Raw genomic sequence first — 23634 nt, forward strand, 5'->3', positions numbered from 1 at the left:
CACGCAAGTTCCTCGTACAGTGCAGCATAGCGGCAAAGCCTGGACATTGACCGGGAACAACGGCGGCATTGGCCAGGGCTGGCTGTGATATAACTGCGGCCATCACTTGCTACTGCGACGAGCGCTCATGAAAGCCAAAGCAGATACCCCCTTCGTACCGCTGAACATTGCCGTGCTCACGGTCAGCGATACCCGTACCTTCGAGACCGACACCTCTGGCCAACTGTTCGTCGATCGTCTGACCGAGGCGGGCCACCAGCTGGCGGCGCGGGTATTGCTCAAGGACGACCTGTACAAGATTCGCGCCCAGGTTGCGACCTGGATCGCCGACGAGACCGTACAGGTCGTGCTGATCACCGGCGGCACCGGCTTCACTGGCCGAGACAGCACGCCGGAAGCCGTGGCGTGCCTGCTGGACAAGCAGGTGGAGGGGTTCGGCGAGTTGTTCCGGCAAATTTCCGTTGCCGATATCGGCACCTCCACCGTGCAATCCCGCGCACTGGCAGGCCTGGCCAACGGCACCCTGGTGTGCTGCCTGCCGGGGTCGACCAACGCTGTACGTACCGGCTGGGACGGGATACTTGCCGAGCAGCTCGATGCCCGCCATCGTCCCTGCAACTTCGTGCCACACCTGAAGCAGGCAGCGGCCTGTGACAGCCGTGGTTGAGGCGGCGCAGGCACGGCCGCTGATGCCGGTCGAAGAAGCGCTGGAGCGCCTGCTGGCACTGGCCGAGGCAGCGCCGATCAATGAGCGCGAAGTGGTTTCGTTGGCCGAGGCGCAAGGTCGTGTCCTGGCGACCGACCTGGTGGCATCGCTTGACCTGCCGCCCTGGCCCAACAGCGCCATGGACGGCTACGCCTTGAGCCTGGCCGATTGGCAGGGCGAGCCCCTGCCGGTCAGTCAGCGCATCTTTGCAGGCCACGCGCCGCAGCCTTTGCAACCTGGCACCTGTGCACGGATATTCACCGGCGCACCGCTGCCGGTTGGCGCCGATTGCGTCGAGATGCAGGAAAACGCCGAGGTGCTGGACGATGGTCGGGTGCGTTTCCTCGAACCGTTGGAACTCGATCAGAATGTGCGCCCGCAAGGGCAGGAAACCCGCAAGGGCGAACAGGTGATGGCTGCCGGTACGCGTCTTGGGCCGATTCAGCTAGGCTTGGCAGCGACCCTTGGATACGCCACGTTGGATGTGGTGAGAAAGGTACGGGTGGCGGTGCTGTCTACCGGTGACGAACTGGTCGAGCCAGGCCTGCCGCTGGGGCCTGGGCAGATCTACAACAGCAACCGCCGCCTGTTGGTGAGCTGGTTGCAGCGCCTGGGTTGTGAGGTCCGCGATGCGGGCATCCTGCCTGACGACCTGGCCCGCACGCGCGAATGCCTGGCGGGCCTCGGTGATGTCGACCTGATCCTTTCCACGGGCGGTGTTTCCGTCGGTGAGGCCGACTACCTCGGAGCGGCCCTGCGCGAAGCAGGTGAACTGGCGTTGTGGAAGCTGGCGATCAAGCCGGGCAAGCCTCTGACGTTTGGGCATTTCCGTGGCGTGCCGGTGATCGGCTTGCCGGGCAACCCAGCGTCGACCCTGGTCACCTTCGGGCTGTTGACACGTCCCTACCTGTTGCGTCGCCAGGGGGTGGCCGAGGTCACGCCATTGCGTTTCGACATGCCTGCAGGTTTCGAGTGGACCAAGGCCGGTACCCGTCGCGAGTACCTGCGTGCGCGTATCGAGCAAGGCCAGGTGCGCATCTACAAGAACCAGAGTTCCGGTGTACTGCGCAGCGCTGCGTGGGCCGAGGGCTTGGTGGAGGTGCGCGAAGGCAGCACGCCGAAGCCAGGTGACAGCGTGCCGTTCATTCCCTTCAGTGAGCTACTTGACTGAACGCCCGAGCCAGGCACCTCCCGGTTGCCTGGCGTCGACCGGCGCGGCCTGAGTCAAGCGCATGTGCACATTCTCCAACTGCTGGGCGCAGACGCTCCAGTCATGGCGTTGCCGGGCAAACTGGCGGCCGGCCTCGCTGAGCTGGCACATGCGCCAAGGCTGGTTGAGCAACTGCGTGATCAACAGCGCCAGGTGGCCGCCGTCGTCGCTGCCCAGGTAATGCTCCCCGTTGTTGACGGCCAGGCCTGAGACACCTTTGGCGGTGGTAATGACCGGCAAGCCTGCGGCCATGGCCTCGAGAATCTTCACCTTTGAACCGCCGGCATAACGTAGGGGCGCGAAGAACAGTGCAGAACGTTGCTGCAGTTCGCGCAGGTCGGGGCGGTAGCCGAGCCACTCGATGCGTGGGTCATTCCAGTGCAGCTTCCAGCTGGCTGGCATGGCATGTCCGGCAATCGCCAGGCGCACCGCAGGGTTGCTCATCCAGACCTGCGGCAGAATCTCCTCCAGCGCCCATTCAATGGCTTCAAGGTTGGCGCCGTACTCGAAGTTGCCTACGAACAACAGACGCTGGCTGTGAAAGGCCGGGCGAACATTCTGGAAATAGTCGCAGTCGACGCCGTTGACCACCACGTTCACCGGTCGCCCACTGATCTGGCCGATCAGTTCGGCGTCATGGGCGCTGACCGCCACCACCTCGGTGGGTTGGCGCAGCACCCGTTGTTCCCAGCGCCGGTAGCGCCAGCGGTCGAATGCGTTGAGCGGTCGAAGCCAGAGGGGCAACTGGTCGTGACAGGCGGCGCCCATCACTGATTCGAGGGTGTGCTCGCTGAGCATGTACGGCAAGCCGCGCGCCTGCAGGGCTTTTTCGAAGGGCTGGAAACTGTAGCTGTGTTCGATCTGGATCACATCCCAGGGTTCGTCCAGCAACTGCTCGAAACGGTGTCGAAGGCAGGGAGCCAGGCCGTTGATGATGGCCCGCATGGGGTAGTCGATGATAGGGGAGGCCAGCAGGTTCAATGGGCTGTGCAGCGGGCGCCTGGGCAGTACGATCAGGCGCTCGACCAGTGGCTCCAGGGCATCGCGGGCGGCGTCACTGAGCGGAATCTTCGACTGCACCAGCAAGGTGATCCGGTGGCCATGCTGCGCGAGGGCGCGCAGCAGGTGGTATTGCCGGGTCTTGCTGCCACTGGTGGTAGGCCAGGGCAGGTAGGGCAGTGTCCAAAGTATGCGCATGACCCGGAATCCTCGCTAAAGGCCGCGGATAACAAAACGCGCCCTCTGACAGTCAGCCAACTGCGGCTGTCGGGGCGCGTCCATAGATATCAGTAAAGCGTACGATGTCATCTTCGCCCAGGTATTCGCCGCTCTGTACCTCGATCATCACCAGGTCGATGACGCCGGGGTTGGTCAGGCGGTGGGTGCGGCCTGGTTTGATGAAGGTGGACTCGTTGGTGTCGAGCAGAAACTCCTCTTCGCCATTGGTCACGCAGGCCATGCCGCTGACCACGATCCAGTGCTCGCTGCGGTGATGGTGCATCTGCAGTGACAGGGACTCGCCTGGGCGCACCATGATCCGCTTGATCTTGAACCGTGGGCCTTCCTCCAGCACGGTGTACATCCCCCATGGCCGGGTGACGGTACGGTGCAGGCGGTATGTCTCGTGGCCTTGGTGCTTGAGCTGCTGGGCGATGACCTTGACTTCCTGGCTGCGCGCGGCATCGGCGATCAGCAGGGCGTCGGGGGTGTCGATGACGATCAGGTTGTCCAGGCCTACCGCGCCAACCAGGCGCTTGGGCGAATCAATGTAGCAGTTGCGCACATCGTGCAGCACCGCTTCGCCGTTGCAGTGGTTGCCGGCGTCGTCGGTCTGGCGCAGCTCGCGCACCGCTTCCCAGCTGCCGATGTCGCTCCAGCCCAGCTCGCACGGCACTACGGCGACCTTGGCGGAGCGCTCCATCAGGGCGTAGTCGATGGAGATATCTTCGGCGAGGGCGAAGCTGTCCGGGTCCAGTTCTACCTGCAGTGCATTGTCGCCTTGCTTGACGGCGCTGCACTGCAAGCAGGCGGCGACGCTTTCCAGCACCTCGGGGGCATGCGCCTGCAGCTCGCTGAGCGCTGTGCCGGCGCGCAGGCAGAACATGCCCGCGTTCCACAGGTGTCGACCGCCGTCGAGGTAGGCCTGGGCAGTGAGGGCGTCGGGCTTTTCAACGAAGCGTGCCACTTGGTGGGCATGTTCACTCAGTACCCCCCCACGCTCGATGTAGCCGAACCCGGTTTCGGCACGGTCAGGCAGCAGGCCAAAGGTGGTCAGCCAGCCGTCTTCAGCCAGTTGGCGTGCCTGGGCAACCGCCTGGGTGAAGGCTTCGAAGTCTTGAATCAGGTGATCGGCGGGCAGTACCAGCAGGAGGCTGTCCTCGCCATAGTGCCGGGCGCAGTGCAGTGCGGCGGCTGCGATGGCCGGAGCGGTGTTGCGCCCGGACGGCTCCAGAATGAAGTCCAGAGGCAGATTGCCGGGATTGACCTGGCGGTACTCATCCTGAGTGCGGAAAAACACTTCCCGGTTGGTCACGGTCAGCAGCCGTTCGACCCCAGGCAGGGCGCTGGCGCGAGCGAAGGTTTTCTGCAGAAGGCTCTCGCCATCGGGTAAACGCATGAAAGGCTTGGGCATGGCTTCCCGGGAAACCGGCCACAGGCGAGTACCGGCACCGCCAGCAATGATACAAGGGATCAGAACGCTCATTTCACAACCTCGACTCAGGGCGCCGTCAGTGGCGTCGTTGAAGGGGGAACGATGCGACCTGTCAGGGTTATGGCGGTAAAAGTCAAAAAACCGACTTTTCTCGGCATCATCATCCATGAAGGCCAAATATTTGTCGATCATGCGCCTGATGGGAGAAGCTTTCAATGATAAATGTGTGAACTTGGTTATTTTTCGTACTGCCGTTGGCTGCAAGGCGGCACGCAGAAGCGTGCGCCAGGCTGTGCAGCATTTTGTGTTTGGCGATGGTCGACATCTGGACGAGACGGTCCTCACGGAGAAAAACGATGCAAGAGCGCAAGGCGGTGTTGATCCTGCATGGCAAGCAGGCGATGAATGACGAAGTGCGCGAGGCCGTACGCCAGATGCGTGAGCGAGGCTGGACACTGGATGTGCGGGTGACCTGGGAGGCCGGCGATGCCCAGCGCTTCGTCAATGAGGCGCTGGCAGCGGGTTACACCCATGTGGTTGCAGGTGGCGGCGATGGCACGTTGCGTGATGTGGCTGAAGCTGTAGGGCTGGCGGCCACGAACGCCAGTCTTGCGCTGTTGCCGCTGGGCACCGCCAATGATTTCGCCAAAGCAGCAGGTGTGCCGCTTGAGCCTTCGGCGGCGCTGGCGCTGCTTGAGCGGCCTGCGCGTTCGATCGATCTGGGGCAGGTGGGCGAGCAGCTGTTTCTCAATATGGCCACCGGAGGTTTTGGCAGCCAGGTCACGGCCAATACCTCGGAGGACCTGAAAAAGGTGCTGGGTGCGGCGGCCTACCTGTTTACCGGGCTGTCGCGCTTCAGCGAGCTGCAGGCAGCCAAGGTGTCGCTGCAGGGGCCGGGTTTCGAGTGGCAGGGGGAGCTGCTGGCGCTGGGAATCGGCAATGGCCGTCAGGCGGGAGGCGGCCAGGTGTTGTGCCCGGAAGCGTGGGCCGACGACGGGCTGTTGGACATCGCCATTCTGCCCGCTCCCCAGGAAATGTTGGGGGCGCTGCGCGACCTGTTCGCCGGGGAAGGTCTGTTCGTGCGGGCCAGGTTACCGTGGGTGGAAATCAAATGTTCGCAGGGCCTGGACATCAACCTCGACGGCGAACCGCTGCAAGCCGACAGCCTGCGTTTCGAGGCAAGGCCGGCGGCTCTGCGCCTGCACTTGCCGGAGGATTCGCCGTTGCTCAGTCGTCCAGGCTGATGATTTTTTCGCGCACGGCAAACAGCACCAGGCCGGCCACGTCGTAGATCTGCAGGCGCTTCATGATCTGCGAGCGGTGGGTTTCCACGGTCTTGATCGACAGGCCAAGGCCGGCGGCGATCTCGCGCGTCGACTTGCCCCGCACGATCAAGCGCAGGATCTCCAGTTGCCGGGCTGTAAGGTTGTGGCGGTCGCTGACGGGGTGTTTGCCGTGCTGCGCATGCATGAGCGCCTGGTTGATCACGGTGTGGGCGATGGCCGGGCTAAGGTAGCGTTCGCCATTACGCAGTGCTGCAAGGGCCTGTTCCAGCTCGGTGGCGGTGGTGTCCTTGAGCAGGTAGCCGTGGGCGCCGCTTTCCAGAGCACGCATGATCAGCTCGGGGTCAGTGTGCATGGACAGGATGAGCACCTTGCTGGTGTTGCCGCTGGCACGCAGTTGGGTGAGCGCATCCAGGCCGCTGGTGGAACGCATGGAGATGTCCAGCAGGATGATGTCCGGTGCCAGTGCATGAACTTGTTCGAGCAGCTGATTGCCGTCATCGGCTTCACCGACCACGCTATAGCCTGGAATGTCGGAAACCAGGGCACGGACCCCGGCGCGGATCAGCGAGTGGTCATCCACCAGCAGTAATCTACAGGTCATTGGAAGCGGGGGTCCTGGCACGTTCATGGGTGCGGGGCGGCCATGGGAACACGACGTCGATTCGGGTGCCCAGGCCAAGCTGACTGGTGATGTGCAGGCTGCCTTTGAGGGCCACCACCCGTTCCTGCATGCCGGCCATGCCGCGCTGGCCTGCCTCGGCCGGGTTGCTCGTGGGAGTGAAGCCGCGGCCGTCGTCCTGAATGGTCAGGGCGAGGCCCTCGGGGCTGCGCTGCAGTTTGATGGTCAGGTTGCGAGCCTGGGCGTGGCGCAGCATGTTGGTGACGGCTTCCTGGGTGATGCGAAAGACAGCCATGGAGACTTCTTCGGTAATGCCCCCCAGGCGTTGGTGGCATTCCAGGCTCCAGTGCACCTCGCTGCTCTCCAGTGTACGTACCAGATGCGCACGCAGGCTGGCTTCCAGGCCCAGGCTGGCCAGTTGCCGGGGGTTGAGAATGGCAGATACATCGCGCACGTTGCTCAAGGTGTCCTCGAGGGTGCTGCGCAGTGTGCCGCAGTGGGCCTGCAGGTCAGCTGGCAACCGCCGTTGCAGCCAGTCCAGTTGCAGCTTGGCGGCCGTCAGCAATTGGCCGATGTCATCATGCAATTCGCGGCTCAGGTGTTGGCGCTCGCTCTCCTGGACCTTCAGCATGCGGTCGGCCAGCTCCGCCGGTTGCAGGTTGATCGACCTGGCCCCGCGGCTCAGGTGCCAAAAGACGCCCAGCAAGGCGGCCAGTTGCAATACCAGCAGGCTGGCTGGCATGGGCTGGCTGGCCATGAACAGCGCCAGGTTGGCGGCCATCGATGCCACGCACAGCACAGCCGTCGTCCAGCGCAGCAGGGCAGTGCGAGAACAGCAACGCAGAGGAATCTTCAAGCGTGGGAGCATAAATAGGGAAGCCACTGAAGTATTGCTGATGGAGGCCTTGCACAGGTATTACCAGAGGCTTTGGCGTGGTGCTTTCAATCAATCGCTCAGCGCACGTCGAAAGGATCTGCATGCGTGCCGAGAACGTTTGGTTTTGCGCATCTTAACACTTCGGGCTGCTTTGGTCGCGGCCAGGCAGTGCATCGAATCCTCAGGGTTTCCGGGGGGATCCGGAGGTTTTTTCATGTGCCGGTCAGGGCAGAGTGCCATTATTCAGCCAAGTTGTGCGCCTTTTCAGTGCAAGTAGCTTGAATAAGGCTCAAGTGTAACCGCCAAACTTGGCCAAACTTCCCTAGTTCGACCATGGTGGGCCTTGAACAATACGCTTAGTTGCTCTTTCGGCGGAGTGAGTCCGTGCCGCTCTAATGGTGCGGTGAGGGCTTTGATGGCGCCTCTGAATGAGGGTGGATGCACGAACTTTCGCGTTCGTTGCAGGAGGCACACGTTTGCGGTGCCGGTTGGTTCAGGAGGCCGGCAAGCTCACCCAGTAGCGTGATCTGTTCGCAGGTGTCCAGGCTCAGGCGCCCGGTGCGCGGGTCGACCAGCTCCAGTTGCCAGGCCAGCAGGGTCAGGCAGGCATCCAGCGCAGGGAGGGCTTCACCCTTCAAGTGTTGTTCACGGCAGGCAGGCGCGAGCAACCGCTGTAACGCTTCGGTGTAACGTGAAACCTCGATCAGGCCCAGGCCGTTGGCGCGACGGGCAAGGGTGTCAAGCGTGTTGTTCAGGCAATGGCAGGCATCTGGATCGTTGTCGATCAGCTCCAGGTGCTGCAGGCATTCCTGGGACTGGGTTAACAAGATCTGCGCATCCAGCAGAAATTCCTGCAGGGCGATGCTGTTCGAGGAGGCGTTGTCCATCATGTCACTCCGGCGGGTTGGGCTGGAGCGGGGGTTGGCCACGCCAAGACGATTGCTAGCAAAAGCCTGACTCCATTCATGCAATGAGAATGGCGTCACATTAATGGCTAAAGGATATTGCGAACATCAGGTTGCACCCGATTGCTGCTAGGGGTTTCCCTGATGCTGGGGTAGGGGTGGCGACAGGTGCTGCGGTTGCGATGTCCGCAGTAAAGCATGATGGTAAAGTGATATCAATTGCTGGCAAGGCTTTTTCCTGCAGGGGTTAAGCCGCGCAAAAAAATGCCGATACAGGTTGGATCAATTTACTTTTCCCGACACGCGCCTGGGGGTTTTCCAATGGCTGGCATTCTCGACACGGTAGACCAACGCACGCAATTGGTGGGTGAAAACCGCCTGGAAATTCTGATGTTTCGCCTGGCAGGCCGCCAACTGTTCGCGATCAACGTGTTCAAGGTGCAGGAAGTGCTGCAGTTGCCCAAGCTGACCCTGATGCCGCAGCGCCATGCGTTCGTCTGTGGTGTAGTCAACCTGCGCGGGCAGACCCTGCCGGTGATCGACTTGTCCCAGGCGATTGGCATGCGCCCGCTGCAGCCGGGGCCGGACAGCACCATTATCGTCACCGAGTACAACCGCTCGGTGCAAGCCTTCCTGGTGGGCGGTGTCGATCGCATCGTCAACATGAACTGGGAAGCCATCATGCCGCCACCTTCCAGTGCTGGCCGCCAGCATTACCTGACCGCCATCACCAAGGTGGATGACAAGCTGGTGGAAGTGATCGACGTGGAGAAGGTCCTGGCCGAGATCGTGCCTTACAACGCCAGGGTTTCTGGCGACAAACTCGCCGATCCGGTGCTGGCCCGTGCTCGCGGACGGGAAGTGCTGCTGGTGGATGACTCCAGCGTGGCGCTGGCGCAGCTGCGTGACACCTTGTCTCAACTTGGCGTGAAACTGCATGTGGCCAGCGATGGCCTCAAGGCGCTGCGCATGCTCAAGGGTTGGGCCGACGCCGGTGAAGATGTGTGCGAGAAACTGCTGATGGTGTTCACCGATGCCGAGATGCCGGAAATGGACGGTTACCGGCTGACCACCGAAATTCGCAGCGATGCGCGCCTGCGCAAGCTCTACGTGGTGTTGCACACGTCGCTTTCGGGAAGTTTCAACGAGTCCATGGTCAAGAAGGTCGGTTGCGACAACTTCCTCTCCAAATTCCAGCCCGACCGCCTGGTCGATGTGGTGAAGCAGCGCCTGATGCTGGATACCGCCAACGCCTGATGCCTGCGCTGACCGAGCGTCGGGTATAAGCTAGGCGTTTTCGGAGTGTGCGAGGCAAGCAGGGATGTTTTTGAGTGAGTTGTATCGATACCCGGTGAAGTCGGGGCGGGCGCAACGTCTGCAGGCTTCGCCGGTGGGTCACCTGGGTGTGCTGGGTGATCGTCGCTGGATGGTGGTCGAAGAAGAAAACGGCCGCTTTCTCACCCAGCGCGCATGGCCACAACTGAGCCAGTTGACGGCTATCCATGGTGACGCGGGGTTGTTGCTGGAGGCCCCAGGGCAGGCGCCGTTGCAGGTGTTGGTGCCTGAGGCTGATGATGACCTGCGTGGCGTGACGATCTGGCGCGATACCTTGCGAGTTCCCGATGCTGGCGATGAAGCAGCTGCCTGGCTTTCGCAGATGCTCGGTAAGCCTGTGCGGCTTGTGTACTGCCCGCCGCAACGCGCCCGCTACCTGCCCAGCGGCTATGGCTTGAACAGCGACCGGGCGGCGTTTCCGGACGGCTTTCCATTTTTGCTGATTGGCCAAGGGTCGCTGGATGAGCTCAACCGGCGCATTGGCCGGCCCATGGAAATGCTCAGGTTCCGACCGAATCTGGTGGTGCAGGGCAGTGAGCCGTTCGCTGAGGATGGCTGGAAGCGGATTCGCATCGGCGAACTGGAGTTTCGTCTGCTCAAACCCAGTGTGCGGTGCATCTTCACCACACTCGATCCCGTGACTGGGGAGCGCAGCGCTGACCGTGAGCCGCTGACCACGCTCAAGACGTTCCGAGAGAAAGAGGGGGATGTGCTGTTCGGGCAGAACCTGGCGGTGGATGGCCAGGGCGTGCTCGAAGTGGGGATGAGTGTGGAGGTGTTGGAGTAGCGGGTGTGTTTACCGGCCTCATCGCCGGCAAGCCGGCTCCTACAGGGGTTTTGTAGGAGCCGGCTTGCCGGCGATGAGGCCTGCACTCAGTTACATATCGTCAAAATACCGCTCATGCCAATCCACCAGTGGCTGTGGCGAATTGAGCTTCTGCCCGTAGATCACCGAATACGACAACACGTTCTGCACGTACTGGCGCGTTTCGTCGAACGGGATCGACTCAACCCACACATCGAAGCTCAGGTGCTTGGCGCCCTTGAGCCATTGCCGAACTCGCCCGGGGCCGGCGTTGTAGGCCGCCGAGGCCAGCACCCGGTTACCGTTGAATTGGCTGTGCACCTGACTCAGGTAGGCCGCGCCCAGCTGGATGTTCTTGTCAGGGTTGAACACCTGCGCTGGTGAGGCCAGCGGAATGCTGAACTTGCGTGCCGTCTCCTTGGCGGTGGCCGGCATCAGCTGCATCAGGCCGCTGGCCCCGACGCTGGAACGGGCATCTTCCATGAAGGCGCTTTCCTGGCGGGTAATGGCGAATACCCAGCTCGAATGCAGCCCGCGCACTTTGGCTTCGCGTACCAGGGTGTCGCGGTGGGCCATGGGGAAGCGGATGTCCAGGTCATCCCAGTACTGCGCCTGGCTGATGGTGCGAATGGCCGGGAAATACCAGCGCAAGTCGTAGGCCAGGCGCGCCTGGGCAACCATCTCGTCACGGGTGAAGTGACGGCTGACGTGGTACCACTCGCGGCGCCCTTCGACGATCTGGCCGCGGGCGTGGAATTCCAGGGCACGCTGGATGCCCGGCGTGTTACGCACCTTGTTGACCAGTTGCGGGCTGAGCACCAGCGGCCTGTTGTTCAACTGATAAGGGGTTTGGGCCCGGTCAGCGGCGAGGAAGCCATAAAAGTCGCGTTCGCGTGCCACGGTCTTGTACAGCAGCGGAATTTGCGGGTTGTTCGGCTGGGCCAGCTCCAGGGTACGGGCTTGCCAGTACTTCCAGCGGCTGCTGCTGGCCAGGTCCTGTGGCAGGCGCTTGGTCAGCTGGTAGGCGTCTTCCCAACGGCCCAGGCGCAACAGCAGGCGCAAACGCCATTCGCTGACGGTGTTGTCGCGCAGTTCCGGGTCGTAGCGGGTCATCAGGTCAAGGGCGCGTGGGTCGTAACGACGAGCCAAGGTCAGGCCGATTTCCCGGGCGATCGCGACTTTCTCGTCGCGGGAGAAGTGCATGCGCTGGGCGTAATCGTCGAGCAGCGCCATGGCGCGCTCCGGGTCCTGCCTGGCCAAACGACGCAGGCCGAGGCTGACCACGTCGGACATGGCCTCGTTGACCGGGGTGAAGCGTGATGGCTGGTTCAACAGCTCGGGCTTTTGCGCGACGTCGACCAGCAGGCGACCCTGTGGGGCAAGGGTGGTCAGGGTCTTGACCAGGTTGTTGGCCAGGCCGTAGTTGCGTGCCTGGGCGGCCAGCTTGGTGCGGTTCCAGCGTTTGGCCTCGGTCAGCTGGCCTTCGGCGGCCCACATGCCGAACAGGGTGTCACAGGCTGCCGGTTGCGACTTGCCGACATTCCACAGCTTTTCGGCGCTGGCAAAACCCTCGGCTCTGAGGCCATGGCTCAGCTGGTACTGACCGTTCAGGCAGTCCAGTTCGGTGAAGTTGAGCTTGGGGTCGTAATACTTGGCAAAGGTATTCCACTCGCCGCGCTCGGCCAGCCAGCGCAGCCAGCGCAGTTTCATCCAGTTGGCCTGGGGCAGATCACCGTGTTTGGCCAGGAAGCCTTCGATTTCTTCGTTGCTTGCGCTTTTCAGGCGTGCGGTGAGTTCGTCGTAGGCCAGGTAGGGCGTCAACGGGTAATCGCGCAGGGCCTGGGCATAGCGCAGGTAAGGGCCTTTGTCGCCCTTGGCCAAGGCGCGCTTGGCCTCGTCATAGTACTGGCGTTGCTGGGAGAGGTCGGCGGCCTGCGCCACGCTGGCGGCGGCTGCGGTGAGCAGCAGGCAGGATGCAATCTGTAACAGGCGGCTGCGCATGATACGTCCGGGCAGTTGAACCATGGGAAAGTGACGGCAATGCCAGCACTGTTGGAAGCTATTGCCTTAGCTTAGCCGTTTGCCCATGGCCGGTGAAAGGACTGTGCTTGTATCAAGCCGTTAACTTCGACCAAATGTCGCCAAGCGTTGGCGGTGCGGTCAACTTAATGCCGGAAATGGCCAAGTCAGGTAGAATGCGCGCCCGATTTCTGGAGACGAACATGACCCTGCTCAAATTCAGCGATGTGTCCCTCGCATTCGGCGCCATGCCGCTGCTGGACAAAGTGTCCTGGCAGATCGCCCGTGGCGAGCGGGTGTGCATCATCGGCCGCAACGGCACCGGCAAGTCGAGCATGCTGCGCCTGGTCAAGGGCGAGCAGAAGGGCGACGACGGCGAGATCTGGCGCGCCCCTGGCCTGAAGATCGGCGAGCTGCCGCAGGAATTGCCGGTGGCCGACGAACGCAGCGTGTTCGACGTGGTGGCCGAAGGCCTTGATGGCGTGGGCGCGCTGCTTGCCGAGTATCACCACCTTAGCCAGAACATCCAGGGCGATGAAGACCTGGAAAAAATCATGCACGTCCAGCACGAACTGGAAGCCCGTGATGGCTGGCGCCTGCAGCAGGTGGTGGAAAGCACTCTGAGCCGTCTGCAATTGCCGGCCGAAAAGACCCTGGCCGAGCTGTCCGGTGGCTGGCGTCGGCGCGTGCTGCTTGCCCAGGCGCTGGTTTCCGAGCCTGACCTGCTGCTGCTGGACGAACCGACCAACCACCTGGACATCGGTGCCATCGCCTGGCTCGAAGAAGCCCTGAGCGGCTTCAATGGCGCCGTGCTGTTCATCACCCACGACCGGTCCTTCCTGCAGAACCTGGCCACCCGCATCCTTGAACTGGACCGTGGCGGCCTGATCGACTGGAACGGCGACTACGCCAGCTTCCTGGTGCACAAAGAAGCGGCGTTGGCCGCCGAAGAAACCGCCAACGCGCTGTTCGACAAGCGCCTGGCCCAGGAAGAGGTATGGATTCGCCAGGGCATCAAGGCCCGTCGAACCCGCAACGAAGGCCGAGTGCGCGCGCTCAAGGCATTGCGCGTGGAACGCAGCGAGCGCCGTGAGCGTCAGGGCAAGGCCAACATCCAGATCGAGTCGGCGGAGAAGTCCGGCAAGCAGGTCATGGTGCTGGAGAATGTCAGCTTCGCGCACCCTGAGGGGCCGATGCTGGTCAAGGATTTCTCCATGGTCCTGCAGCGCGAGGACCGGATTGGCCTGCTGGGTGCCAACGGTACCGGCAAGACCACATTGCTCAAGCTGATGCTCGGTGACCTGGAGCCGACCTCCGGCAAGATCGAGCGGGGCACCAAGCTTGAAGTGGCCTATTTCGACCAGATGCGTCACCAGCTCGACCTGGAAAAGACCGTGATCGACAACCTGGCCGAAGGCCGGGACTTCATCGATATCGACGGGCAGAGCCGCCATGTCCTGAGCTACCTGGGCGATTTCCTGTTCAGCCCGCAGCGCGCGCGTACCCCGGTCAAGGCGTTGTCCGGCGGCGAGCGTGCCCGTCTGTTGCTGGCCAAGCTGTTCAGCAAGCCTGCCAACCTGCTGGTGCTCGACGAGCCGACCAACGACCTGGACGTTGAAACCCTCGAGCTGCTGGAAGAAGTCCTGTCCAACTACAAGGGCACGGTGCTGATGGTCAGCCACGACCGGGCCTTCCTCGACAACGTGGTGACCAGCACCCTGGTGTTCGAAGGGCAGGGCAAGGTGCGCGAATACGTGGGTGGCTACGAGGACTGGATTCGCCAGGGCGGTTCGCCGAAGTTGCTGGGCGTGACCGAAAGCAAGGGCGGCAAGTCGGAGCTCAACAGCGCGGTGGTGGAAAAGCCCATTGCAGAGGCGGCGCCTGTGGCTGCTGCACCGGTGGCGGATGCTTCGAAGAAGAAGCTCAGCTACAAGCTGCAGCGCGAGCTGGAGATGTTGCCAGGGCAGATCGATGAGCTGGAGCAGCGCATGGCCGAGGCCCAGGAAGAAGTGAATGCGGCAGGGTTCTATCAGCGCCCGATCGCTGAGACCTCGGCGGTGCTGGCGAAGATCGAGAAGCTGCAGGGCGAGCTGGACGCGCTGGTAGAGCGGTGGGCTGAGCTGGAAGGCTGAGTTACCGCTCTAGGCCCCATCGCCGGCAAGCCGGCTCCCACAGGGATTGCACAAAGCCCGAGATCTGTGCAGTTCCTGTGGGAGCCGGCTTGCCGGCGATAGTGCCCAGACAGGCTAAATCATTCCTTCTTCTGCAGCCTCACCGCCAGCACATCGCACGGCGCACCGTGCAGCACGTCGTTGGCAGTGGAGCCCAGCAGCAGGGCCAAGCCGTGGCGGCCATGGCTGCCCACCACGATCAGGTCGCACTTCTGGTCCTTGGCCAGCTGGTGGATTTCCTGGCGTGGCTGGCCGTAGGTCAGGTGCGAGTCGCCGCGGTTGATATCCGGGTATTTGTTGAACAGGCGATCCATGCGCTCCTTGGCCTGGTCGAACTGCTGCTGTTGCAGTTGCGACAGGTCCATCGGTACGTCGCCGCCAAAGGCCATGGCCATCGGTTCGACGATATGCACCAGCGAGACCTTGGCGCCGCTAGGTTCGGCGAGCTTCATGGCACGCTTGATCACCGGGTCGCATTCTTCGGTCAGGTCGACGGCAACCAGAAGATGTTCGTAGGACATGAGCAGCACTCCTGACAATCGCGATAGTAGAAGTATGGTCGCTTTACGGCAGGTCTTCCGTGAAACATGAGTAACCCGCTCATTTGCAACGCTTTATGGGAACTACAGATATGACGGTATGGCTGGTGGTGTCAATCCTTGCGCTGATTCTCAGTCCGCTTTCCTGGCTGCGTGTTTCCCGCAAGCAGGGTGAGCAGATGAGCCTGCGCCTGGAGGCGCGGCGCATGGGGCTGGCCATGCAGCTGGCGCCGCAACAGTGGCCGCACTGGCTGGAGAAGGAACCGCCCAGCCCTTGCCCGCAATACCACAGGGCCCGACGCAAAGGGCATGAGGACAGTTGGTGCTATTGGCAGGTCAGCCCGGGTGTGTGGTGGAACCAGTGGCGTGAAGTGTGCGAGGAACCGCACTTGAGTGAGGTGTTCGCGCGCCTGCCAGAGACCGTTTACAAGGTCGAGGCCGACAAGCGCATGATCGCGCTGTACTGGAGCGAGCGTGGCGATAAATCTGTGTTGCAGGATATTGCTCACGCCTTTGAAACCCTCGCTTGATCGCGCGACAACGACAAAGCGGCAACATGGCAGCGCCCCAGGTGGGGTAGGTGCCAGGTTGCCGCTTTGTCGTTTCTGCGCTGCAGAAAAGGCCAGGCAGGCCGGGAATTTCGTGGAGCCAGTCGCAGTGTAGTCGGCCGTGGGGGAGATGCCAGCCATTGTTGGCAGATTTTATCGCGGCTCGAATTCGACTGAACTGGCCTCGCCGCTGCTAAGCCGGCGCCTGCAGAAATGGTCAATCGCTGACATGAATGATCAGCGATCACTGTCATCACTTATCGAACCCTGCCGTTGCAAAGTGACCGGAAAGTCGCGTTTTGATGGTGCTCGTGAGCATTTGACAACGCCGATCTTTTCGGAGAATGTGTGCATACCCAAATCAAACGGGCGTATGAATTGAGCGTTTGTATGTCACATCGCTCGTCCATAATCCCGACTAGCGCGCTGACGGGTGTGCCTGGGGCAAGGGCAGCATGGCCAGCTCTGCCACCAGCGTTCGGCGTGTACAGTTCAGCTTCCATATCGTGGAGATCAGTTGATGATTTACGAAGGTAAAGCCATCACGGTTAAGGCTCTTGAAAGCGGCATCGTCGAACTGAAGTTCGACCTCAAGGGTGAGTCCGTCAACAAGTTCAATCGCCTGACCCTGGACGAGCTGCGCCAGGCCGTCGATGCCATCAAGGCCGACGCCTCGGTGAAAGGCGTGATCGTCAGCAGTGGCAAGGACGTGTTCATCGTCGGCGCCGACATCACCGAGTTCGTCGATAACTTCAAACTGCCCGAGGCCGAGCTGGTTGCCGGCAACCTGGAAGCCAACCGCATCTTCAATGCCTTCGAAGACCTCGAAGTGCCGACTGTCGCGGCCATCAACGGTATCGCCCTGGGTGGCGGCCTGGAAATGTGCCTGGCAGCCGACTACCGGGTCATGTCCTCCAACGCCAAGATCGGCCTGCCGGAAGTCAAGCTGGGTATCTACCCGGGCTTCGGCGGCACCGTGCGTCTGCCGCGCCTGATCGGTTCCGACAACGCCATCGAGTGGATTGCCTCCGGTAAGGAAAACCGTGCCGAGGACGCGCTGAAAGTGGGTGCGGTCGATGCCGTGGTCGCCCCTGAACTGCTGCAGGCCGGTGCCCTGGACCTGATCAAGCGCGCCATCAGCGGTGAGCTGGATTACAAGGCCAAGCGCCAGCCCAAGCTGGAGAAGCTCAAGCTCAACGCCATCGAGCAGATGATGGCCTTCGAGACCGCCAAAGGCTTCGTCGCAGGCCAGGCTGGCCCTAACTATCCGGCTCCAGTCGAAGCCATCAAGACCATCCAGAAGGCCGCGAACTTCGGCCGTGACAAAGCGCTGGAAGTCGAAGCCGCAGGTTTCGCCAAGCTGGCCCGGACCTCGGTCGCGGAAAGCCTGATCGGCCTGTTCCTGAACGATCAGGAGCTCAAGCGCAAGGCCAAGGCCCATGATGAGATCGCCCACGACGTGAAGCAGGCTGCCGTACTCGGCGCTGGCATCATGGGTGGCGGCATCGCCTACCAGTCGGCGGTCAAGGGCACCCCGATCCTGATGAAGGACATTCGCGAAGAAGCCATCCAGCTGGGCTTGAACGAAGCCTCCAAGCTGCTTGGCAAGCGCGTCGAGAAAGGCCGTTTGACCCCGGCGAAAATGGCTGAGGCGCTCAATGCCATTCGTCCGACCCTGTCCTACGGCGACTTCGGCAATGTCGACATCGTCGTCGAGGCCGTGGTCGAGAACCCGAAGGTCAAGCAGGCCGTGCTGGCCGAAGTTGAAGGCCAGGTGAAGGACGATGCGATCCTCGCCTCGAACACCTCGACCATCTCCATCAACTTGCTGGCCAAGGCCCTCAAGCGTCCGGAGAACTTCGTCGGCATGCACTTCTTCAACCCGGTGCACATGATGCCGCTGGTGGAAGTCATTCGTGGCGAGAAGTCCAGTGAAGTCGCGGTCGCCACTACCGTGGCCTATGCCAAGAAGATGGGCAAGAACCCGATCGTGGTCAACGACTGCCCGGGCTTTTTGGTCAACCGTGTGTTGTTCCCGTACTTCGGTGGCTTCGCCAAGCTGGTCAGCGCCGGTGTCGACTTCGTGCGCATCGACAAGGTGATGGAGAAGTTCGGCTGGCCCATGGGCCCGGCGTACCTGATGGACGTCGTCGGTATCGACACTGGCCACCACGGCCGTGATGTCATGGCCGAAGGTTTCCCGGACCGCATGAAAGATGATCGTCGTTCGGCCGTGGATGCCCTGTACGAGGCCAACCGCCTGGGCCAGAAGAATGGCAAGGGCTTCTACGCCTACGAGACCGACAAGCGCGGCAAGCCGAAGAAAGTGGTCGACGCCAGCGTGCTCGAGGTGCTTAAGCCGATCGTCTTCGAGCAGCGTGAAGTCACCGATGAAGACATCATCAACTGGATGATGGTCCCGCTGTGCCTCGAGACCGTGCGCTGCCTGGAGGACGGTATCGTCGAAACCGCCGCCGAAGCCGACATGGGCCTGGTCTACGGCATTGGTTTCCCTCCCTTCCGGGGTGGTGCGCTGCGTTACATCGATTCGATCGGGGTGGCCGAGTTCGTTGCCCTGGCTGACCAGTATGCCGACCTTGGGCCGCTGTACCACCCGACCGCGAAGCTGCGCGAGATGGCCAAGAATGGCCAGCGCTTCTTCAACTGAGCGGCCACAGCGCCTGAGAGCAAGAGTAGAGCGAGAGTATTGATATGAGCCTCAATCCAAGAGACGTGGTGATTGTCGACTTCGGTCGCACCCCGATGGGCCGCTCCAAGGGTGGCATGCACCGCAACACCCGCGCCGAAGACATGTCCGCGCACCTGATCAGCAAACTGCTGGAGCGCAACGACAAGGTTGACCCGAAAGAGGTCGAGGACGTGATCTGGGGCTGCGTCAACCAGACCCTGGAGCAGGGCTGGAACATCGCCCGCATGGCGTCGTTGATGACCCAGATTCCGCACACCTCCGCCGCCCAGACCGTCAGCCGCCTGTGTGGCTCGTCGATGAGCGCGCTGCACACCGCTGCCCAGGCGATCATGACCGGCAACGGCGACGTGTTCGTGGTCGGTGGTGTCGAGCACATGGGGCACGTCAGCATGATGCATGGCGTGGACCCAAACCCACACATGTCGCTGCATGCCGCCAAAGCTTCGGGCATGATGGGCCTGACCGCTGAAATGCTGGGCAAGATGCACGGCATCAGCCGTGAGCAACAGGATCTGTTCGGCCTGCGTTCGCACCAGCTCGCCCACAAGGCGACGGTCGAAGGCAAGTTCAAGGACGAGATCATCCCGATGCAGGGCTACGACGAGAACGGCTTCCTGAAGGTCTTCGATTTCGACGAGACCATTCGCCCGGAAACCACCCTTGAAGGCCTGGCATCGCTCAAGCCTGCGTTCAACCCGAAAGGGGGCACCGTCACTGCCGGTACTTCGTCGCAGATCACCGACGGTGCCTCGTGCATGATCGTCATGTCCGGTCAGCGCGCCATGGACCTCGGTATTCAGCCCTTGGCGGTCATCCGCTCCATGGCTGTGGCCGGTGTCGACCCGGCGATCATGGGCTACGGCCCGGTGCCGTCGACCCAGAAAGCGCTCAAGCGCGCGGGCCTGACCATGGCCGATATCGACTTCATCGAGCTCAACGAAGCCTTCGCCGCACAGGCCCTGCCGGTGCTGAAAGATCTTAAAGTACTCGACAAGATGGATGAGAAGGTTAACCTGCACGGCGGCGCCATTGCCTTGGGCCACCCGTTCGGTTGCTCCGGGGCACGGATTTCCGGCACCCTGCTCAACGTCATGAAGCAAAATGGCGGTGCCCTGGGTGTCGCCACCATGTGCGTCGGCTTGGGTCAAGGCATCACCACTGTCTTCGAACGCGTCTGATCGCGTTGCAAGTCAGCAGCCGGGGCCCTGTGCCCCGGTTTTTGTTTTTTACAGAATTTGTTTCAAGAGGGTGAGCGACATGCAGATACAACCAGGCGTGTACCGTCATTACAAAGGGCCTGAGTACCGTGTCTTCGCCGCTGCTCGGCACTCCGAGACCGAAGAATGGGTGGTGTTCTACCAGGCACTTTATGGCGAGTTCGGGCTGTGGGTGCGGCCGCTTTCGATGTTCCTCGAGTCGGTAGAGGTTGACGGCGAGCAGGTGCCACGCTTTGCTTTGGTCAAGGCCGAAGAGGGGCTGTCCGAGCACTTGGCCAAGCCAGTCGAGTGATCGACCGCGCTTGACCTCACTCTTTTGCCACTATATATAGCGGTGCCGCGTCTGGCACCTGACGCGTTTTTCATCTTCAGATTCAGGAATACTCCGATCCATGGGCAAATCGCTGGTCATTGTGGAATCCCCGGCCAAGGCCAAGACCATCAACAAGTACCTGGGCAACCAGTACGTGGTGAAGTCGAGTATCGGCCATATCCGAGACCTCCCCACCAGCGGTTCGGCCAGCGCCAGCAAAGAGCCGGCCGCCAAGCGCGGCAAGACCGCGGGTGAGGCACCGGCGCTGTCGCCGAAGGAAAAGGCCCGTCGCCAGCTGGTGGCGCGCATGGGGGTTGACCCCGATCACGGCTGGAAGGCCAAGTACGAGATCCTGCCTGGCAAGGAAAAGGTGATCGACGAGCTGCGCCGCCTGGCCAAGGATGCTGACACCATCTATCTCGCAACCGACTTGGATCGCGAAGGGGAAGCCATTGCCTGGCACCTGCGCGAAGCCATTGGTGGGGACGACAGCCGCTACAAGCGCGTGGTGTTCAACGAAATCACCAAGAAGGCCATCCAGGATGCCTTCTCCCAGCCGGGCGAGCTGGATATCGACCGCGTCAATGCTCAGCAAGCGCGTCGCTTCCTCGATCGCGTGGTCGGTTACATGGTTTCGCCACTGCTGTGGGCCAAGATTGCCCGCGGCCTGTCTGCCGGGCGTGTGCAGTCGGTGGCGGTGAAACTGGTAGTCGAGCGTGAGCGCGAAATCCGCGCGTTCATCCCTGAAGAATACTGGGAAGTCCACGCCGACCTCGGTACCGCCAAGAACGCCAAGGTGCGTTTCGAAGTGGCCCGCGAGAACGGCGAGGCCTTCAAGCCGCTGAACGAAGCCCAGGCCATGGCTGCGCTGGAGAAGCTCAAGGCTTCCAGCTACAGCGTGGTCAAGCGCGAAGACCGCCCGACCAGCAGCAAGCCGTCGGCACCGTTCATTACCTCCACCCTGCAGCAGGCGGCGAGCAATCGCCTGGGCTTCGGGGTGAAGAAGACCATGATGATGGCCCAGCGTCTGTACGAAGCTGGCTACATCACCTATATGCGTACCGACTCGACCAACCTGTCGGCCGATGCTCTGGACATGGCGCGCAGCTACATCGAGCGTGAGTTCGGCAAGCAGTACCTGCCGGATGCCCCGGTGGTGTATGGCAGCAAGGAAGGCGCCCAGGAGGCGCACGAAGCGATTCGTCCTTCCGACGTCAACACCCATCCGACCAAGCTCAGCGGTATGGAGCGTGATGCCGAGCGCCTGTACGAGCTGATCTGGCGCCAGTTCCTGGCTTGCCAGATGCCGCCAGCGCAATACCTGTCCACCAGCGTGACGGTGGCGGCTGGCGACTTCGAGCTGCGCGCCAAGGGCCGTATCCTGAAGTTCGACGGTTACACCCGCGTGCTGCCACAGCAGAGCAAGCCGGGCGAAGACGATGTGCTGCCGGAAATGGCGCAGGGCGAGGCGTTGAAGCTGATCCAGCTCGACCCGAGCCAGCACTTCACCAAGCCACCGGCACGCTTCACCGAAGCCAGCCTGGTCAAGGAAATGGAAAAGCGCGGTATCGGTCGCCCGTCGACCTACGCGGCGATCATTTCGACTATCCAGGACCGCGGTTATGTGACGCTGCACAACCGCCGCTTCTATTCCGAGAAGATGGGCGACATCGTCACCGAGCGCCTGTCCGAGAGCTTCTCCAACCTCATGGACTACGGCTTCACCGCCGGCATGGAAGAGAACCTCGATGACGTGGCCCAGGGTGAGCGTGACTGGAAGAACGTGCTTGACGAGTTCTACGGTGACTTCAGCAAGAAGCTGCTGACGGCTGAATCCGCGGAAAGCGGCATGCGTGCCAACCAGCCGACCATGACCAACATTCCGTGCAAGGAATGTGGCCGGCCAATGATGATCCGTACCGCTTCCACGGGTGTGTTCCTCGGCTGCTCCGGCTACAGCCTGCCACCGAAAGAGCGCTGCAAGGCCACCGTCAACCTGGTGCCAGGTGACGAGATTGCCGCTGACGACGAGGGTGAATCGGAGTCCCGCGTGCTGCGCGGCAAGCACCGTTGCCCGATCTGCGCCACGGCGATGGACGCTTACCTGCTGGACGAGAAGCACAAGCTGCATATCTGCGGTAACAACCCGGACTGCGCTGGCTACGAGATCGAAGAGGGTAGCTACCGCATCAAGGGCTACGAAGGGCCGAGCCTGGAGTGCGACAAGTGCGGCAGCGAGATGCAGCTCAAGACAGGCCGTTTCGGCAAGTTCTTCGGTTGCACCAATGCGTCGTGCAAGAACACCCGCAAGCTGCTCAAGAGCGGCGAGGCGGCGCCACCGAAGATGGACAAGGTGGACATGCCCGAGCTCAAGTGCGAGAAGGTCGACGATACCTACGTGTTGCGTGATGGCGCCTCGGGGCTGTTCCTGGCGGCAAGCCAGTTCCCCAAGAACCGCGAAACTCGCGCTCCTTTGGTGCTGGAAATCGTTCCGCACAAGCATGAGATCGACCCTAAGTACCACTTCCTGTGCGACGCGCCGCAGAAGGACCCGGAAGGCCGTCCGGCGGTGATCCGCTACAGCCGCAAGACCAAGGAGCAATACGTACAGTCCGAGGTCGATGGCAAGCCGACGGGGTGGAAGGCGTTCTACGACGGGAATGCCTGGAAGGTCGAAGACAAGCGCTGACCGTTCAGTGCTGCAATTGGGGCCGCTTTGCGGCCCATCGCCGGCAAGCCGGCTCCCACAGATTCCGCCCAGGCCTCAAGCGTGGTGCAATCCTGTAGGAGCCGGCTTGCCGGCGATGGGGCGCGCAGCGGCCCCATTTCGTTGATGACAATGAAAGCGCGATCCCTGAAACTGCAGCTATTCGCCTTGCAGCCTTAGGGAGGTCACTCAAGATGGCCCAGGAACTCTACACCCGTACCAACCAGAAACTGTTCTTCGCCGGACTTGCCCTGGAATCCATGGCCAAGGCCGAACAGAGCCAGGCCATGAATGCCCAGGGTCTGGTCCAGTCCGAGCGCGAGTCGGCGCTGTTTCATCTGTACGGCGCGCTGTTGGGGTTGTGCCATGAAATCGGTGGTTTCTACCGCTTGCCCGTGGTTACCACAGTGGAGCAGGCGCTCGCCGACGATGCATTGAACAAACTGGCCATCCCTGAAGTGGCCGAGATGCTTGAGCTGGTTAGGCAGCGGGAAACCTGGCTGGCGCAACTGCTCAGTGCTTATGCCGATTTGTTCCGACCGCCGGTCGCCAAGAAAGCGCCCAAGACCGATGTCACTCAGCCCCTGATCCAGGCCGTCAATCTCGACGAGCCTGAGCATCCTGCGTTGTCGAGGGAGGAGCTGGAAAGCTGGCGAAACAACCTCAAGGGTTTGGTGAGACGTTTCCGTGACGCGTTGAGTGAGTGCTGATCACCACTTCGGCTGGTACAATAATCGCCTTTCGTGGAGAGCAGCCCTATATGTCAACGTCCTTTCTAGAAATTGTCGAGTTGCCTGATGGCCGGATCGAACTGCGTCGTGCCGAGGACGAAGGCTCTCTGGTAACCCTGGATTTCTCGGAGGACGCCAAGGCGTTCCTGCAGGGCCAGCACGTTGAGGTGGCCAAGGCCATGCTGAGCGTAGGCGTGCAGATGGCGGGTCGCCTCATGGATGGCGACCTCGAGCGCGACGAAGGACCGCGCGTACTGCACTAAGCAGCGAGAGTGTTGCGAAT

At 61.8% G+C, this 23634-nt stretch carries 21 protein-coding genes; 14 read left to right on the forward strand and 7 right to left on the reverse strand.

The features are described 5' to 3' along the window. The first annotated feature begins 127 nt into the window (after positions 1-127). A complete protein-coding gene (gene moaB / locus PspTeo4_RS01940) occupies positions 128-667 on the forward strand; it encodes a molybdenum cofactor biosynthesis protein B (protein WP_322362044.1) in 540 nt (179 codons plus the stop codon). A gap of 22 nt (positions 668-689) precedes the next feature. Then, on the forward strand, positions 690-1877 hold the full coding sequence (gene glp / locus PspTeo4_RS01945; protein WP_322364780.1) for a gephyrin-like molybdotransferase Glp: 1188 nt from the start codon (positions 690-692) through the stop codon (positions 1875-1877). On the opposite strand, the gene PspTeo4_RS01950 is transcribed toward glp, so the two are convergent. Together PspTeo4_RS01950 and PspTeo4_RS01955 are read right to left on the reverse strand one after the other, a co-directional pair. Next, complete coding sequence (locus PspTeo4_RS01950) at positions 1866-3113, reverse strand: glycosyltransferase family 4 protein (RefSeq protein ID WP_322362045.1); 1248 nt, start codon at positions 3111-3113, stop codon at positions 1866-1868. The two genes, glp and PspTeo4_RS01950, sit on opposite strands and share 12 nt — an antisense overlap. 52 nt (positions 3114-3165) lie before the next feature. After that, a complete protein-coding gene (locus tag PspTeo4_RS01955) occupies positions 3166-4620 on the reverse strand; it encodes a mannose-1-phosphate guanylyltransferase/mannose-6-phosphate isomerase (RefSeq protein WP_322362046.1) in 1455 nt (484 codons plus the stop codon). A 115-nt stretch (positions 4621-4735) separates the two neighbouring features. Here PspTeo4_RS01955 and PspTeo4_RS01960 point away from each other — a divergent pair, with 115 nt between their 5' ends. Both PspTeo4_RS01960 and yegS read left to right on the forward strand, forming a co-directional pair. Next, complete coding sequence (locus PspTeo4_RS01960) at positions 4736-4978, forward strand: hypothetical protein (RefSeq protein ID WP_322362047.1); 243 nt, start codon at positions 4736-4738, stop codon at positions 4976-4978. Further along, complete coding sequence (gene yegS, locus PspTeo4_RS01965) at positions 4926-5813, forward strand: lipid kinase YegS (RefSeq protein ID WP_322362048.1); 888 nt, start codon at positions 4926-4928, stop codon at positions 5811-5813. Before PspTeo4_RS01960 ends, yegS begins: the two co-directional genes overlap by 53 nt. Here the strand turns inward: yegS and PspTeo4_RS01970 are convergent. The 3 genes from PspTeo4_RS01970 to PspTeo4_RS01980 all read right to left on the reverse strand — a co-directional run bounded on the left by PspTeo4_RS01970 (position 5797) and on the right by PspTeo4_RS01980 (position 8238). Next, a complete protein-coding gene (locus PspTeo4_RS01970) occupies positions 5797-6456 on the reverse strand; it encodes a response regulator transcription factor (protein WP_322362049.1) in 660 nt (219 codons plus the stop codon). The genes yegS and PspTeo4_RS01970 overlap by 17 nt on opposite strands. Next, positions 6446-7342 carry a sensor histidine kinase gene (locus PspTeo4_RS01975; RefSeq protein WP_322364781.1) on the reverse strand — a complete coding sequence of 299 codons (897 nt, stop codon included), beginning with the start codon at positions 7340-7342 and terminating at the stop codon, positions 6446-6448. The genes PspTeo4_RS01970 and PspTeo4_RS01975 overlap by 11 nt, the downstream gene beginning before the upstream one ends. A 401-nt stretch (positions 7343-7743) precedes the next feature. After that, positions 7744-8238, reverse strand: a complete 495-nt coding sequence (locus PspTeo4_RS01980; RefSeq protein ID WP_416196894.1) for a histidine kinase — start codon at positions 8236-8238, stop codon at positions 7744-7746. A gap of 339 nt (positions 8239-8577) precedes the next feature. Here PspTeo4_RS01980 and PspTeo4_RS01985 point away from each other — a divergent pair, with 339 nt between their 5' ends. Then, positions 8578-9513, forward strand: a complete 936-nt coding sequence (locus PspTeo4_RS01985) for a chemotaxis protein CheV (RefSeq protein ID WP_322362051.1) — start codon at positions 8578-8580, stop codon at positions 9511-9513. A gap of 64 nt (positions 9514-9577) precedes the next feature. Then, entirely contained in the window at positions 9578-10378 is an 801-nt protein-coding gene (locus PspTeo4_RS01990; protein WP_322362052.1) for an MOSC domain-containing protein, read from the forward strand. Between the two features lie 90 nt (positions 10379-10468). Here the strand turns inward: PspTeo4_RS01990 and PspTeo4_RS01995 are convergent, their stop codons facing one another. Next, the gene (locus PspTeo4_RS01995; RefSeq protein WP_322362053.1) at positions 10469-12397 is read right to left on the reverse strand and encodes a transglycosylase SLT domain-containing protein; all 1929 of its coding nucleotides are present in this window, start codon (positions 12395-12397) and stop codon (positions 10469-10471) included. A 221-nt stretch (positions 12398-12618) separates the two neighbouring features. Here PspTeo4_RS01995 and PspTeo4_RS02000 point away from each other — a divergent pair, with 221 nt between their 5' ends. Beyond that, positions 12619-14547, forward strand: coding sequence for an ATP-binding cassette domain-containing protein (locus PspTeo4_RS02000; protein WP_322362054.1), 1929 nt, complete (start codon positions 12619-12621; stop codon positions 14545-14547). A 119-nt stretch (positions 14548-14666) separates the two neighbouring features. Here PspTeo4_RS02000 and PspTeo4_RS02005 read toward each other — a convergent pair whose 3' ends face one another. Then, positions 14667-15107: a universal stress protein gene (locus PspTeo4_RS02005; RefSeq protein WP_322362055.1), complete on the reverse strand. Its 441-nt coding sequence runs from the start codon at positions 15105-15107 to the stop codon at positions 14667-14669. Positions 15108-15217: 110 nt separating this feature from the next. Between PspTeo4_RS02005 and PspTeo4_RS02010 the strand changes: the two genes are divergently transcribed. From PspTeo4_RS02010 to PspTeo4_RS02040, 7 genes are all read left to right on the forward strand, one after another. Further along, entirely contained in the window at positions 15218-15655 is a 438-nt protein-coding gene (locus tag PspTeo4_RS02010; RefSeq protein ID WP_322362056.1) for a hypothetical protein, read from the forward strand. Between the two features lie 538 nt (positions 15656-16193). Next, positions 16194-18341 carry a fatty acid oxidation complex subunit alpha FadB gene (fadB, locus tag PspTeo4_RS02015; protein WP_322362057.1) on the forward strand — a complete coding sequence of 716 codons (2148 nt, stop codon included), beginning with the start codon at positions 16194-16196 and terminating at the stop codon, positions 18339-18341. 44 nt (positions 18342-18385) lie between these two features. Then, positions 18386-19561, forward strand: coding sequence for an acetyl-CoA C-acyltransferase FadA (fadA, locus tag PspTeo4_RS02020; RefSeq protein ID WP_322362058.1), 1176 nt, complete (start codon positions 18386-18388; stop codon positions 19559-19561). A gap of 79 nt (positions 19562-19640) precedes the next feature. Next, positions 19641-19892 (forward strand): DUF1653 domain-containing protein, encoded by a 252-nt coding sequence (locus PspTeo4_RS02025; protein ID WP_322362059.1) that lies wholly within the window; start codon positions 19641-19643, stop codon positions 19890-19892. A gap of 100 nt (positions 19893-19992) precedes the next feature. Continuing rightward, positions 19993-22602 (forward strand): type I DNA topoisomerase, encoded by a 2610-nt coding sequence (gene topA, locus PspTeo4_RS02030; RefSeq protein WP_322362060.1) that lies wholly within the window; start codon positions 19993-19995, stop codon positions 22600-22602. Between the two features lie 212 nt (positions 22603-22814). After that, a complete protein-coding gene (locus tag PspTeo4_RS02035) occupies positions 22815-23330 on the forward strand; it encodes a DUF6586 family protein (protein WP_322362061.1) in 516 nt (171 codons plus the stop codon). A gap of 50 nt (positions 23331-23380) precedes the next feature. Next, positions 23381-23614: a hypothetical protein gene (locus tag PspTeo4_RS02040; protein WP_322362062.1), complete on the forward strand. Its 234-nt coding sequence runs from the start codon at positions 23381-23383 to the stop codon at positions 23612-23614. Positions 23615-23634 lie beyond the last annotated feature (20 nt).

This window comes from Pseudomonas sp. Teo4 (genome assembly GCF_034387475.1).
Lineage (GTDB): Bacteria > Pseudomonadota > Gammaproteobacteria > Pseudomonadales > Pseudomonadaceae > Aquipseudomonas.

Excerpts from the sequence above, each read along its gene's own strand:
- moaB (WP_322362044.1), top strand. The coding sequence starts at position 128 with ATGAAAGCCAAAGCAGATACCCCCTTCGTACCGCTGAACATTGCCGTG.
- glp (WP_322364780.1), top strand. The coding sequence starts at position 690 with ATGCCGGTCGAAGAAGCGCTGGAGCGCCTGCTGGCACTGGCCGAGGCA.
- PspTeo4_RS01950 (WP_322362045.1), bottom strand. The coding sequence starts at position 3,113 with ATGCGCATACTTTGGACACTGCCCTACCTGCCCTGGCCTACCACCAGT.
- PspTeo4_RS01955 (WP_322362046.1), bottom strand. The coding sequence starts at position 4,620 with ATGAGCGTTCTGATCCCTTGTATCATTGCTGGCGGTGCCGGTACTCGC.
- PspTeo4_RS01960 (WP_322362047.1), top strand. The coding sequence starts at position 4,736 with ATGAAGGCCAAATATTTGTCGATCATGCGCCTGATGGGAGAAGCTTTC.
- yegS (WP_322362048.1), top strand. The coding sequence starts at position 4,926 with ATGCAAGAGCGCAAGGCGGTGTTGATCCTGCATGGCAAGCAGGCGATG.
- PspTeo4_RS01970 (WP_322362049.1), bottom strand. The coding sequence starts at position 6,456 with ATGACCTGTAGATTACTGCTGGTGGATGACCACTCGCTGATCCGCGCC.
- PspTeo4_RS01975 (WP_322364781.1), bottom strand. The coding sequence starts at position 7,342 with ATGCTCCCACGCTTGAAGATTCCTCTGCGTTGCTGTTCTCGCACTGCC.
- PspTeo4_RS01980 (WP_416196894.1), bottom strand. The coding sequence starts at position 8,238 with ATGGACAACGCCTCCTCGAACAGCATCGCCCTGCAGGAATTTCTGCTG.
- PspTeo4_RS01985 (WP_322362051.1), top strand. The coding sequence starts at position 8,578 with ATGGCTGGCATTCTCGACACGGTAGACCAACGCACGCAATTGGTGGGT.
- PspTeo4_RS01990 (WP_322362052.1), top strand. The coding sequence starts at position 9,578 with ATGTTTTTGAGTGAGTTGTATCGATACCCGGTGAAGTCGGGGCGGGCG.
- PspTeo4_RS01995 (WP_322362053.1), bottom strand. The coding sequence starts at position 12,397 with ATGCGCAGCCGCCTGTTACAGATTGCATCCTGCCTGCTGCTCACCGCA.
- PspTeo4_RS02000 (WP_322362054.1), top strand. The coding sequence starts at position 12,619 with ATGACCCTGCTCAAATTCAGCGATGTGTCCCTCGCATTCGGCGCCATG.
- PspTeo4_RS02005 (WP_322362055.1), bottom strand. The coding sequence starts at position 15,107 with ATGTCCTACGAACATCTTCTGGTTGCCGTCGACCTGACCGAAGAATGC.
- PspTeo4_RS02010 (WP_322362056.1), top strand. The coding sequence starts at position 15,218 with ATGACGGTATGGCTGGTGGTGTCAATCCTTGCGCTGATTCTCAGTCCG.
- fadB (WP_322362057.1), top strand. The coding sequence starts at position 16,194 with ATGATTTACGAAGGTAAAGCCATCACGGTTAAGGCTCTTGAAAGCGGC.
- fadA (WP_322362058.1), top strand. The coding sequence starts at position 18,386 with ATGAGCCTCAATCCAAGAGACGTGGTGATTGTCGACTTCGGTCGCACC.
- PspTeo4_RS02025 (WP_322362059.1), top strand. The coding sequence starts at position 19,641 with ATGCAGATACAACCAGGCGTGTACCGTCATTACAAAGGGCCTGAGTAC.
- topA (WP_322362060.1), top strand. The coding sequence starts at position 19,993 with ATGGGCAAATCGCTGGTCATTGTGGAATCCCCGGCCAAGGCCAAGACC.
- PspTeo4_RS02035 (WP_322362061.1), top strand. The coding sequence starts at position 22,815 with ATGGCCCAGGAACTCTACACCCGTACCAACCAGAAACTGTTCTTCGCC.
- PspTeo4_RS02040 (WP_322362062.1), top strand. The coding sequence starts at position 23,381 with ATGTCAACGTCCTTTCTAGAAATTGTCGAGTTGCCTGATGGCCGGATC.